We start from the raw sequence: 13,243 nt of genomic DNA on the forward strand, positions 1-13,243 counted from the left end.
GGTTATCCCAATTAACTGGCCATTACCCACAAAAAAGCCGGTTTTCACCGGCTTTTTTATTGGGTTGGTATTGTATTGGCAATTACGCGTTTACAAACTCTACACCAATTTTGATATCGCCACGCAGACCTTCCAGCATGTCGTCTTTTGCTTTTTGCTCGAACGCACTCAGCGCACCATATGGCAGGATTTCTTCAACACCGTTTGCACCAAGGCGAACAGGGTGAGAGAAGAAGGCTGCGTCGTCGCTGTCGTCAGTTTGTACGTAAGTGTACTCAACCACGTTGTCGCCTTGCATTGCAGCAACCAGAGACAAGCAGAAGCGCGCTGCCGCCTGACCCATAGACAGCGTAGCTGATCCGCCACCTGCTTTAGCTTCTACTACTTCAGTACCTGCGTTTTGAATGCGGGTAGTTAATGAAGCCACTTCTTCATCGGTAAAGGTAACGCCTTCAACCTGAGACAGCAGAGGCAGAATGGTTGTGCCAGAGTGACCACCAATTACCGGAACGTGAGTGTTTGCCGGATCCAGGCCTTTCAGCTCAGCAACAAAAGTTTCTGCACGGATTACGTCAAGTGTGGTTACGCCGAACAGTTTGTTTTTGTTGTATACGCCTTTGGCTTTCAGTGTTTCAGCAGCAATGGCAACAGTGGTATTTACCGGGTTGGTAATAATACAAGTACAGGCTTCCGGGCAGTTATCAGCAATGCTTTCAACCAGCGCTTTAACAATACCAGCGTTGATATTAAACAGGTCTGAACGATCCATACCAGGCTTACGCGGTACACCAGCCGGGATCAATACGATGTCACAACCTTTCAGCGCATCTGCCAGGTTGTCTTTACCGTGACCGGTTACTTTAACTGCTGTAGGGATGTGGCTCAAATCAACAGCTACACCAGGAACAACTGGCGCAACGTCGTACAAAGACAGTTCAGAACCCGCTGGCAATTGTGTTTTTAACAATAATGACAGCGCCTGACCAATACCACCGGCAGCACCTAACACGGCTACTTTCATACCATTTCTCCTCATGGAAAGAATCACGTTTAATAACGGCTCGACACACTAATTCATGTCGACAAAAAACTCAATCACCTATTGGTCTTATGGAAGAAGATTGGGTGAATCACAGAGTTATATTCAAAATAACTGCATAAATATGCATTTTGATTGTTTTTTAATGCGCACTGTGGCACGATACCGGGTTTACGTTATATCGGGCGACGGCGCAAATAAACCGCAAAGCAAATTCGCCTGCAAGAGTATACACCAAGCTAACTGGCAAGCCGAAAAATAATTCCGAAGCCAGCAGTGACCACTTTAATTAAAACGACAGGTGAATATGGCTAACCAAAAACAAGAAGAACTGATTAAAGCATTTAAAGAAATTCTGAAAGCCGAAAGCTATGGCTCCCAGGGGGAGATTGTCGACGGCCTGAAGATTCAGGGGTTTAGCAATATCAGCCAAAGTAAAATCTCACGCATGCTGAGTAAATTTGGTGCGGTGCGCACCCGCAATGCGCGCGGCGACATGGTGTACTGTTTGCCACCTGAGCTGGGCATGCCTACCGCCAAAAGCCCGCTAAAACAGCTGGTACTCGACATTGTGCATAACAACGTAATGGTGATCATCCGCACCAGCCCGGGCGCAGCGCAATTAATTGCCAGACTGCTCGATTCACTCAGTAAAAAAGACGGTGTACTGGGTACCATTGCCGGTGACGATACGATTTTTATCGCGCCAGCGGATGTCAGTAAAATTGAAGATCTCAGGCAGCGGGTAGAAGACCTGTTTGAAAACGTGTGATGTTGATGAATACCAATACTCACAAAAGATTGGTAAAAGCCCGCATTGGATTCGTACAACTCGTTGGCTTGTAGTCTAATAAGCCGTTAGCTTAAACAGTAAACATCCAGTTTGGTGAGCTTAGGCCCAGAGCACAGTAGTCTTAAACCAGGCGCAGCAAGCACAAACAAAAAACCCCGCAAGCGCGGGGTTTTTTAGTATTAAGCGCTGTGGCTTAGAAACGGTAGTTAATACCTACACGGATTTCCCACAGAGACGCAGCAGTAGAGTAGCTGTCACGCTGGTCTGCACCGTAGAAAGTCTCGTACACGTACTGACCTGCATCATTTACAGACGCTTCAACTACTGACTCAGACACGAAGTTACCTTGTCTCAGTACGCCCCAGTCATCGTTCAACAGGTTGCCCAGGTTTTCGATAACAAAGAACGCAGACGCGCTATGACCTTCAGCAAATGCTGGCAGCTCCTGGCTTACGCGAACGTCAACTTTTGTCCACCAGTCGCCATTAGTTGAGTTACGACCTGCAATCTTGCCGCGGCTCAGGCCTTCGGCAGCGATAAACGCGTTAAATGCATCCAGGTCGAAGCCGTCTGCGTATACAACGTTCGCGTCGTTAGCAGTTGGCACGTACAACAACTGGCGGCCACCGCCTGTGTCGTCGTCGCCGTAGTAGGCATCGATGTTATCACCGAAGGTGTAGCTCATGCCACGGCCTTCGTTAGCCGATGCAAACACGCTGAAGCGGGTTGTATAGCCGTCGATAAACTCTTGCTTATAGCCTAAACGCAGCGTGAAACGGTGCGGGATGTTGTAGTTAGACGTCGCTACACCCGGATCGTTTGGATCGCTGGTCGCGAACTGAGAGTAGTTCGAACCGGCTACAGAACTGGTCATTGGGTTAACGTCGGTTGAATCGTTGTAAGCATACGCTACGCTCACATCCAGACCGAAATCGTATTCTTTAGACACTGCTAACGACAGCGTAGTGGCATCGCCAGAATCGCCTTTCACGTTGGTTAACAGGAATGTACTGTTTGAACCTGAGTAAACTGGACGACCATCCGGGCCGTACCCAGTAACTTCACGGGCGGGCTCAATGTAAGTAGCTGCGTCTTTCTTGTCGGTGTACAACAAGTCAGCCTGTACCAGGTAATCGCCAGGTGCCAGGTAGGTTAAGCCCAACGCGTACTTCCATTCGGTAGGAATTTCGAAGTTAGGATCCATCGCTACTACGAAGCTAGAAGACCCATTGGTTGGGTAGTTAGTAACGTAGTCGTACATTCCTTGTGGTGGAGCGTAAATCGGGTTGCCGTTACCAACCAGGTCCAGGTCCAGAATACTGGTGGTGCCAGACTGCCAGCCAGGAATACGGAATTCACGAGCAAATACCTGAGTAACACCGTCGTTAGAGTAAGCGTTAGATACCCAAACGTTAGGGTTACCACCAGAGTACAGACCAAAGCCACCGTGTACTTCCATGTCGTCGCTCACTACATAGTTAAAGCCAACGCGTGGTTGTAACAGGTCTTTACCATCCAGGTTGCCGGTATTGGCGAAACCGAATTTGTCTTCAAACGCCTGGTTGTATACCGGGCGGTCATCAGAAGACCACTTGTCGTAACGCAAACCAATTAACAGCGTCAGGTCGTCGTTAAAGTAAAACTCGTCCTGCGCATACAGAGTAGTAGTAGCAAAGCTGAAGCTTGCTGCTACGTCGTTTGGATCGTTAGTGCCCGCGGCGTTGTTGTAGTAAATACGGTTAGCTAAGCCCGCTTCAAAGTCAGCGATTGAGTTGAACTGATACTCACCGATGCGGTGCTGCATAAACAGGTTAAATACGTCTAAGTCTTCGTATTCAATACCCGCAGTAATCGTGTGATCACCTAACAGGTAGGTACCTGCTAACTTGAACGTCAGGTTATCCCAGTTCAGGTCGTTAGCCTGACGAGAGTCATCCGGGCCCAGATACACGGTTACACCGCTGTCTGTACGAACCTGTACTTCACCGAAGCCAGTTGCTGCATCAACAGAAATCTGACGGTTGTCCAGTTTGGTTTTACCAATGCGGAATTCGGTAGAGAAATCCGGCGTCCAGTCTGAGTAAACAGACGCTACGATAGTTTCGATTTCTGCGCCACGCTCATAGAAGTGACCGTCGTATGATAAACGGGTAGTACCGGTATCAGACTCAGAAATGGTGAAACCGTCGTTCCAGTTGTATACCAGAGTAGCACGGTGATCTTCGTTAATGTTCCAGTCCAGTTTTAACAACAGTTTTTCGTCTGTTACCGGAGAAGAACCTTTAAAGCCACCTGGGTTGTAGCCGTACACTTCCTGAGAAATACGAGAGATTTCAGCCAGCTCAGCTTCAGTCGCGCGGGCTAAACCTGCGTACTCGTGAAGACGAACGCCTTCTTTCTTCTCATAGGCACCAAACAGGAACAGGTTGTCTTTGATCAGAGGCATACCTACGGTGAAACCGTAGCGTTTTTCGGTGTAGTTACCGTTGTCGATATCGTCACCGTCAATTGAATCACCTTTCAGTGAATCAGACGTGAAGTCGTAGAACGCAGTACCGTGAATTTCGTTAGTACCCGCTTTAGTTACCGCGTTGATGTTACACGCAGTAAAACCGCCGTACTCTACGTCGAACGGTGCTAATTCAACAGCAACCTGCTCGATTGCGTCGTAAGAGAAAGGAATACTTTCAGTTGGGTAACCGTTTGAGTTCAGACCGAAGTTGTCGTTCAAACGCATACCATCCAGCGTTAAGCTGTTAAAACGCGGTGATGCACCCGCACACTGAATACCGTCCGAGAATGACTCATCGATATAAACACGTGGATCGGCACGAACCAGATCTTTAATATCACGGTTAATAGCCGGTGCGTTTTGCAGTTCTTCCAGACTGAAGTTAGAAGAAGGGCCTTTTTGACCAAACGCAATAGACGCGATTTGCGAAGCAGTTACTTCGATGCGCTCTACGTCTGCCTGAGTGGCCAGCTGGAAGTTGTTCAGATTCAGAGGCTCACTTAACGACAAATAAACGTCAGTAATTGTGGCGTCTTCGAACGTATCAGAATCCATCGTGATTTCGTATGGACCACCTACACGCAAACCCGACAGGCTGAACTGACCATTTGCGTTAGCAGTAATAGTTTTAACACTACCGGTAGGCACGTGCTTAACTGTAATTACTGTGCCCGCTGCTGGCGCACCCTGTGGGCCAACTACGCGGCCGTTGATACCTGATGATGTCTCCTGAGCCATAGCTGCAGCAGACAAACCAACAGACATCGCCACCGCAATCGCTACGCGATTGAACTTAGATTTTGTCATCATTAGTGTGTTTCCCATGCATTATATATTCATTAGGCGTTTGTCTTTATCGTTCGCCGGGAACTACTGTCGTAATAAGCGGTCTACGTATAAAGGCAATTTGTTTTTCTCACTGTCAGTATATCGCCAGTGATTTTAAGTTATCCGTAAAAGCGTAAATCGGGCCGAGATTGTTCATTATTATTGTTTCAGCAATATGACAAATCTGTTCCGGTTGCATTTCACAATGAACTGACAACGCTTGGTATTTTTATTTTTTCCTGAACAAACGGTCAAACTTTTACTGAGCTTATAGGAACTCTCGGCCCTGCTCACAAGCCCGGGTATATTTTTCGCACAACCACAACGAATAAACAGCGGTTAAGCCAATTCAAAGTTATTTATACAAAAATTTTAAAAACCAACAACTTATGCGCTTAAAGTAAACTTACTTGTTGCAATAAATAACATTAACTGGTCAAATTGGCTGAATAAATAAAACTAAGCGAAAATTCTTTTGCACCCGCTACGACTGAATAGAACAATTCGGACCTCATTGATCGCACTCATTTTTATATGTTGTGCGCTGGTTGGGTTTATCCGCAATTTTCAGTCAGCGCCCAGTATTCCACCGCAAACTGCCAGCCAGTTAACTTGTGAAAGCCCACTTTCGGGTAACCAACAGATATTTCATGTATACCTTACCGAACTGTCAATTGCAGAAATGGCATTGCCTCTTTTATGCAACAATAAGGTAGTACAAAGGCAGTTTGGCAATGTTGCCATCACCATTGGACGCAACGATTTCGATACGTTCCGCTATATTAATCACGGCGTGCCCGAACTTACGTTGGTAAAAAGTAACGTAGTACTGGCTTTTGGCGCAGACCAAATTTACCACTACGACGATATTGCCGCCCATCCGGACTACAGCGCGTATTTTATCGCCCTACGCGAAAAGCCCCGCCTAAATAAAGAGTTTTTACTGGGCAAGCGTATTGGTATTCTTGATTACCCCAGTAGCCGCTCAGGCCATATTGTACCCAAAACGGTGCTGCAACAGCTGGGATTAAATGACAATAATATTAGTTTGTATTACTACAATTCGCATCAGGAGTTACGCGGCGCATTGTTGGCAGGTGAAGTAGATATCATTGCCAGCTACTGGGGCAAAGGCGACGAAGAAATACTGTCACGCAATTACATTACATCTCTGGAAAGCAGCGTTCCCGGCATGCGCTGGTATTTAAAAATGCAAACCCACAACACCGACCTTCGCTGTGCATTGCAACAGGTCATTGCCGATATATCGGCAAACCACCCGCGTAAATACTATCGGGATGTTGAGCTGATTGGAGACTGCGCAACATCATGAAAGCCTATAACGTAAAGCCAGAAGACTGGTTTAAAGGTGCGGTACTGTTTTTAATACTGTTAGTGATTTTTCAGCTTGGTGCCTTTTTAGGTCAGGCGGCTGCGCGTCTGTATGCCGAACACGAAACCATCGATCGCTTACAAAGTCGTATCAGCCTGGATTTACAGTTTCTCGATGTGGGCAACAGCACACTGAATACGCCGCCTAATCAATATACGCTGAAAGACTACCTTGCCAGGCTAAACGCAACCCTGTCTAACCCTGATACCGGTATCGCCCTGGTATCTATACAATCGGTAAGTGCCGATAATACTTCAGCAAATTTTGACAATGCCCGGTTAACGCCAATTACATTGCAGAACTCCGAGCAAACAGTACAAATACAGATAGCTTCACTGCCGCTATACCGATATTTGGCCTTTAGCCCATTGGCCTTTTTCGCCGCAGCACTATTGGTGCCTGTGCTGATGAACATTAAACCAGCCAGAAAAATCATTCAGCCGGAGTCCCTGCCCCAACAACTACCCGAGATAGCACCTGAGCCAAAACTGGTGATCAACTTAAATGACAAAACCATTGGTAATGGGGTAAATGCCGTTACCGTGCAATTGCAAAACAAGCCTTTATGTTTCTACACCGCGCTCTTGCACTACTGTATCGACAACCCCGATGCCATGCTACTTCATCATAAAGATATTCCGCCAGAGCTTACCGCGCAGGCAAACAAGGCATTTGGCCGTTTGATGGATCTCGGACACACCAAGCGTAAGCGACCCGACTTCAACGCCAATTTAGACAAAACACTGAGTGAAATTCGCGCGGCATTAGATGAAGTATTTGCAGGATACAGTGAAGAGAAAAGCAAGTACTACCCACCGCGCGCCCAAGGTGAAGGTTCAAGGTCGAAACAGCACTCTTATGCAATGAGCGGGCTGGTATCGTCTGATATTGTGATTATTGGCGATTAATCCGCAAAATAACCATCTGGTACTAAATGACTGCACAACAAGCGGGTTAGCGTAATAACAACTCACAACAATGAGCAAAATCGCTGCATTCTTCACCGAGCGGATTGATCACTTTGTACGTCACATCCAGTTGCGGTTTTACCGTTAGCCATTTAACTGAATAAAGCTGTCTGTTGATGTTTTCAACCATTTCGGCCGCTGCTTCGACACTGATTTTAATACCTACACCACAAATTAAGTTTTCATTTATGCGCGTGAAACAATAACTGGGAGCCACCGCTTTTAATACGTTTAGCGTTTTGGTTGATATTTCGGCTACCTGTTCAATGGCATTGCGCGAACTAATATCAATCCTCAATGTGATAAGCTTGGCACCTATGGCATGAGCACTACGAATTAACGTGTTCACGGTTATAACGAACAAATTAGGGTTTAAAAAGCCAAAATCGTCTTCGGGCTGACACTCGCTGAGCCTACGCTCAACAAACCCCAAATGTGACTTGGTTACATTTAATTCATGTTCCAAATCATTAACGTACCGTTCCAGGTGTTCTGCTTTGTGTTGCGATGCGATTAGCGCCTGTTGCTTTTCCATTACCGGTGTAAGATCGGTGTGGGACCCCAAAAGCCGAATAGCTTGTCCTACGCTATTATAAATAGCGATACCACGACAACGGATCCACACTGTAGAGCCATCGCGGTGGTAATACCGTACAATTTGATCGTAGGGGAAATCGGGATTGGCTAAATGTAACTTCAGGTTGCGCCTGGCAACCTCCAGGTCTTCTTCATAAATTAGATCCTGCCATTCCGACGCCAGATGCTGTTTGGTGGTAGGATCAATTCCCAACGTTTTCCAGAACTTTGGGCTCATCCACTCATTATCGGTTTCAATTAAATCCCAGTACCACATGCCATCACTGGCGGCATCCTGGAAAAAATCAAACATCAGGACATCTTCATGTAATAAGTCGTGCAACTCATTCTCAAGGTAGTGCAACAAGCCTTCGCCGTTTGTGATTGCAGCAATATCCTGATCGTCCTTCTGAGCCTGCTCTTCCTTTGTATTCATCTCATCACACCTCGTCAAATGATATGATCACGCCTTTGTTTTGCTCATTCACTTTATAAGCGTTCACTGAAACACGCACTACCACATCGCCGACTGTCATCTCGTGTTCAGCAGAATCTAGTTTTCCATTTGCCACGTCAATTACCAGTGCCTCGAACTCTTCAATCGGGATCTTATAAGACAGGTCTCTGAAGTCGCGATTGATATCAAAATCAATGATATTAACAAACCGCCGGATGGCATTGGTATAACGTCTAATGCGCAGATCACTGCCCAAAAAGAGAACCGCCAGCTTAGTGGCGAGTAACAGGTTCTCCAAGTCATTATTAATATCAGTTAATTCACTGATTTTTTGCTGGTATTCGCTGTTTACTGTATACAGCTCTTCGTTAACCGATTGCAGCTCTTCGTTGGTAGACTGTAACTCTTCGTTAGCCGCCATCAATTCTTCATTGCTTGATTGCAGCTCTTCCCTGGTAGAATCCAGTTCTTCCAGTGCTTCTCGATAAAGTTTCTGACATTCAATAAGTGCATCATCCAGTTCGTGCAGTCGCTTTTCATTTTGCTCATCAGGTTGGTAGATTACATCTGAGTGTTCTGAGCTAAACGACGATTTAATGAACGATAATACCACATAAGGAGAATCGTCTTTATTCTCTGTAAAACTGAAACACTTGAGAGAATAGCGTTCACCATCAAGATTACAAACATCACTAAAGAGCAATGTCTTTCGTTCTCTAACGCACTGATGCACCGCACTAATTGCCGCACCAGTAACAACATCCTGCAAAATATCAGAAAGATCATTGGTGACCATGCCTGGTTTAAGTTTGGTGGTAAAGGTTGATGTATCACCATAACTGTAAACCACTTGCAGTTTGTTATTCACCACAAGTGAAGGCGGCACAAACTCATCGATGACCTGATTACGGCCAATAGCAATGTTGCGCCTTTCAGGCTCTGCGGTTTTCGACGCAGCTATAAACTGCCCAACGGTTGCCGGACGAACATATCGCGACTTTAAAGTAGGCGGATGGGATAACGTTGACGAGGGCACTTTCACATCACTGTTCTTCTGAAAAATCCGCGAACGCGAATCCACGGCATCAAAGTACACTGAAAAACTACCGGGTGTTTCCGCCGACCCCAACAGCAAATAGCCGCCTTTCTTCAGCGCAAAGTGGAAAAAGGCCATGACTTTCTGCTGAGCTGGATTCTGTAAATAAATGAGTGTATTTCGACAGCTTACCACATCCATATTAGAAAACGGCGGGTCCTGTATCAGGTTGTGGGTAGCGAATACCACCATGGAACGCAGTTGCTTAGTAACCTGATAGTTGTTGTCGAATAACTGATGAAAATACCGATTCAAATAGTCATTGGGAATTTCTGATTTAATACTGGGTGGGTACATACCACTTGCAGCATAAGCAATAGCGGATTGATCAATGTCGCTGGCAAAAACGGTGACTTTTCTGTCTACGCCTAACTCAAGCATGGCTTCGGCAAATAACATCGCAAATGAATAGGCTTCCTCCCCGGTAGAACATCCAGGACACCATACACGTATGTGCGCGTCAGACTTGCTGCTTTTTACCAGGGGTTTAACCGCATCTTCGTACATCTTTTCCCAGACCTCACTGTCGCGAAAGAACTGGGTTACACCAATAAGTAAATCCTGTTTGAGTAATTCAATCTCCTCAACATTAGTATTCATAAACTCCCAGTACTCCATCAGAGTATGTTTATTGTTTATACTCATTCGGTGTTCTATACGTCGGGATACCGTTGATTCTTTGTAGGCTTTAAAATCCAGCTCTGTTTTTTCATTTATGAGCTGCAGAATATCATCAACAATTTTAGTGTTTTTTTGAAGATGTTCGCGGAATTTACTGTGAGGCGCCATGGCAAGAGGATGATTGATAAAGCGTTTAATACTGGACGGGATGTCCTGAACCTTCAGCACAAAATCCACTGTGCCCGTGTTAATCGCATTCAGTGCCATACCATTAAACTGCGCTTCATCGGGCGACTGCGCAATCACTAAAGCGCCCATCTCTTTAAGGGCCTGTGCCCCACGGCTGCCGTCTGACCCTGTGCCCGACAGGATCACCCCTACAGCTTTATTCTGAAAATCTTCTGCCAGCGATCGGAATAACTCGTTAATTGGCAGGTTAATTCGGTTGTCTGGCGGCAAATCAGACAGATATACAGTACCTTCCGCAACCCGCATCAGTTTACCAGCCGGAATAAGATAAACCGTGTCTTTTTGCAGTAGTTCGCCTTCATTGGCCTGATGAACAGGCATGGAAGTATGCTTGCTCAGCAGTTCATCCATCATACTTTTAAAATCAGGGGATAGATGCTGAACAATAATGTACGCGGCCCCCAGGTCTCCCGGCAATTTCTCGAATAGTTGTTGCAGTGCTTCCAGCCCACCTGCTGACGCACCAATACCAACAACATAGGTTGGTTTGTTGCTATTCGCTACTTTATCGCTGTACATAACTTTATTGTTCCGTGTTGTATTCTTTCAAAAAGGCAATCAGTGCTTTCGGGGACATCGGCTTTGCCAGGTGAAAGCCCTGAAACAGGGTAAACCCCAATGCTTTACACAATTCCAGTTGCTCTGGCGTTTCAATCCCTTCCGCAAGTAAATTCAAATTCAGCGCATTACCCATACCCACCATGGCCGTCACCATTTTAGTGTACTTGTCAGACCCAATCAGGTGCTCCACAAAGTATCTGTCTACTTTCAATTCGTGGAACTGATATTCCAATAAACGCTTAAGTGAACTGTACCCGGTGCCGAAGTCATCCATCGAAATGAAAAAACCCATTTCTAACAGGTGATTTAAGTTTTTAGTAACCTGCACACTGTCAGACTCTAACAAAAGCTCAGTAATTTCAATGCTTACGTTAGAAAAAGGCACTCTATTTTCTAAACACTGTTCAGAAAGCCAGGTAGAAAAACTGAGTTGTTCCAATTGACTAATATCAATATTGATATTCAAATTGATGTCACCAAGACTGGGGCGAATACGACCAAATTCCTCCAGGGTTTTTACGGTAGTAATATGAAAAAGCGCCAGTTCTTCTCCGCCCTCATTGGCAGATTCGATAACGTCGCCAATGTGGCTGTGCAATGTGAGCTCTTTCGTTAATCTGGCCAACGCTTCAATTGAACTTATCTTACCGTTATCATTAAAAATCGGCTGAAAGTGGATGCATATACATTCTTCTTGCAAAATCCGGTTGAACTCCTGTTGCTTATTCTTTTGAACAAACAGTAGGTTTTTCAGTGAAGGGTCGTACACTTTAAACGCTTTGTTACCTGATTGGTGTTTTTTCACCAGATACATACACTGGTCTGCGGCATCCAGCGCTCGTTCAACTCTTGCTTCATTATTCAGATTTCTCAGTTCAGACAACGCAGGCATCCAGCAAATGCCTATGCTGCACTGAATATCCAGCTTCTGGCCAAAAATGAACATGCTGGAATTCACCACACTCACCAGCTTTCGGCCTAAATTGTAAATCTCAGTTAAATCTTTCTTGTCGGGAAAGCACAGCACAAACTCGTCACCGCCGAAACGGGATATCAACTCCCTGCCTTTGGTAACTGACATGAGTTTACGGGCGACATTTTCTAGCACTTTGTCACCAATTTTATGGCCATAGGTATCGTTGATGCCTTTAAAATCATTCAGATCGATAAATACATATGCGGCATATTCAAATTCCGGCCTGGTGAAGTCTTTGATTCGTTTAAGAAAAGCGGCGCGATTTAACAACCCGGTAAGATTGTCCTGTTCAATGGCTTTGGTGAGATCAGCCCGCAACAATCCGGTATCGGATAAATCATACAACAGCATGTACAGTGAATACGCACCAGACCCATTGTGCGGGTACAGGAAAACCTGCAATGTTAAGGTTTTCTCTCTGCCCAACGGCGTGGTAACTTTAAGCGACAAAGACAGAGGTTCGCTGTGCAATGCTATTTCATCGGTATAGGCCTTGAGCGCAGGCAGAATTGAATCACCGAATTGTTCCAGCCATCCCCTGTTCAGCATATCGGAATCCTGGGTACCCAGAATACGGTGTGCTACTTCATTACAATACGTTGCATGCAAATACTTATTGATATGCAAAAATCCAAAAGGCATTAAACGGGCTACTTCAGACATTAAATTGTCTGATGAGAAGAAAAGCACAGCCCAGCCCCCATCATTAGCGTCACTAATTGGCAGGCTATCTGCCCAACACACCAGCGCCCGGTGAATTAGCAAGGTATTCACAAAAATAAGATTAGGCTGACTTTTGACGCAATTTTGTAATTGATCGGCTATTGTTTCAGGGTACATAGTTGAGACCTTACTACCGGCGCCCAATCCGCTGAGAATTGTACCTTCGGGGTCGTAATACACTACATCATTGTGTGCATCCGCCAGTATTTTACTGGCGAAGAGTTGGTTGTTATCCATAGCCACCAACTCGCAGGCCTTTAAATTGATCATGTTAGTCGTTCACGCTTGCTGAAAGTCATAATTAACAAGAAGCAATATTTAAATTTATAAAAATCAATATATATATATTAGTTTTTTGCCTCCATAAATAAAGCATAGACAAGATTCGCTAATCTGGCGGATTCTTTTCATTAAAAAATAGAATAAGTCCTGCGCACCTTGGCTTACGCGA

8 protein-coding genes are annotated in these 13,243 nt (G+C 45.5%); 3 read left to right on the plus strand and 5 right to left on the minus strand.

The annotated features are described in order from the left end of the window. Positions 1-82 precede the first annotated feature (82 nt). Positions 83-1,021: a malate dehydrogenase gene (gene mdh / locus FJ444_RS14995; RefSeq protein ID WP_140959526.1), complete on the minus strand. Its 939-nt coding sequence runs from the start codon at positions 1,019-1,021 to the stop codon at positions 83-85. A 325-nt stretch (positions 1,022-1,346) separates the two neighbouring features. On the opposite strand from mdh, the gene argR reads away from it, so the two are divergent. Beyond that, the gene (gene argR, locus FJ444_RS15000; RefSeq protein WP_140959528.1) at positions 1,347-1,811 is read left to right on the plus strand and encodes a transcriptional regulator ArgR; all 465 of its coding nucleotides are present in this window, start codon (positions 1,347-1,349) and stop codon (positions 1,809-1,811) included. A 214-nt stretch (positions 1,812-2,025) separates the two neighbouring features. Here argR and FJ444_RS15005 read toward each other — a convergent pair whose 3' ends face one another. Then, positions 2,026-5,154: a TonB-dependent receptor gene (locus FJ444_RS15005; protein WP_140959530.1), complete on the minus strand. Its 3,129-nt coding sequence runs from the start codon at positions 5,152-5,154 to the stop codon at positions 2,026-2,028. Positions 5,155-5,686: 532 nt separating this feature from the next. Between FJ444_RS15005 and FJ444_RS15010 the strand changes: the two genes are divergently transcribed. Together FJ444_RS15010 and FJ444_RS15015 are read left to right on the plus strand one after the other, a co-directional pair. Further along, on the plus strand, positions 5,687-6,505 hold the full coding sequence (locus FJ444_RS15010) for a hypothetical protein (RefSeq protein WP_140959532.1): 819 nt from the start codon (positions 5,687-5,689) through the stop codon (positions 6,503-6,505). Then, positions 6,502-7,473: a hypothetical protein gene (locus FJ444_RS15015; protein ID WP_140959533.1), complete on the plus strand. Its 972-nt coding sequence runs from the start codon at positions 6,502-6,504 to the stop codon at positions 7,471-7,473. Before FJ444_RS15010 ends, FJ444_RS15015 begins: the two co-directional genes overlap by 4 nt. A gap of 46 nt (positions 7,474-7,519) precedes the next feature. Here FJ444_RS15015 and FJ444_RS15020 read toward each other — a convergent pair whose 3' ends face one another. The 3 genes from FJ444_RS15020 to FJ444_RS15030 are packed head-to-tail and all read right to left on the minus strand — an operon-like array spanning position 7,520 to position 13,062. Continuing rightward, positions 7,520-8,545 carry a PAS domain-containing protein gene (locus tag FJ444_RS15020; RefSeq protein WP_140959535.1) on the minus strand — a complete coding sequence of 342 codons (1,026 nt, stop codon included), beginning with the start codon at positions 8,543-8,545 and terminating at the stop codon, positions 7,520-7,522. A 4-nt stretch (positions 8,546-8,549) separates the two neighbouring features. Continuing rightward, positions 8,550-11,051 (minus strand): chemotaxis protein CheB, encoded by a 2,502-nt coding sequence (locus FJ444_RS15025; protein WP_140959537.1) that lies wholly within the window; start codon positions 11,049-11,051, stop codon positions 8,550-8,552. Positions 11,052-11,055: 4 nt separating this feature from the next. After that, positions 11,056-13,062, minus strand: a complete 2,007-nt coding sequence (locus FJ444_RS15030; protein ID WP_140959539.1) for a bifunctional diguanylate cyclase/phosphodiesterase — start codon at positions 13,060-13,062, stop codon at positions 11,056-11,058. Positions 13,063-13,243: the final 181 nt, after the last annotated feature.

It is taken from the genome of Aestuariibacter sp. GS-14 (genome assembly GCF_006494365.1).
In the GTDB taxonomy this organism is placed as follows: Bacteria; Pseudomonadota; Gammaproteobacteria; order Enterobacterales; family Alteromonadaceae; genus Alteromonas; species Alteromonas mangrovi.

Excerpts from the sequence above, each read along its gene's own strand:
- argR (WP_140959528.1), top strand. The coding sequence starts at position 1,347 with ATGGCTAACCAAAAACAAGAAGAACTGATTAAAGCATTTAAAGAAATT.
- mdh (WP_140959526.1), bottom strand. The coding sequence starts at position 1,021 with ATGAAAGTAGCCGTGTTAGGTGCTGCCGGTGGTATTGGTCAGGCGCTG.
- FJ444_RS15020 (WP_140959535.1), bottom strand. The coding sequence starts at position 8,545 with ATGAATACAAAGGAAGAGCAGGCTCAGAAGGACGATCAGGATATTGCT.
- FJ444_RS15015 (WP_140959533.1), top strand. The coding sequence starts at position 6,502 with ATGAAAGCCTATAACGTAAAGCCAGAAGACTGGTTTAAAGGTGCGGTA.
- FJ444_RS15030 (WP_140959539.1), bottom strand. The coding sequence starts at position 13,062 with ATGATCAATTTAAAGGCCTGCGAGTTGGTGGCTATGGATAACAACCAA.
- FJ444_RS15005 (WP_140959530.1), bottom strand. The coding sequence starts at position 5,154 with ATGATGACAAAATCTAAGTTCAATCGCGTAGCGATTGCGGTGGCGATG.
- FJ444_RS15025 (WP_140959537.1), bottom strand. The coding sequence starts at position 11,051 with ATGTACAGCGATAAAGTAGCGAATAGCAACAAACCAACCTATGTTGTT.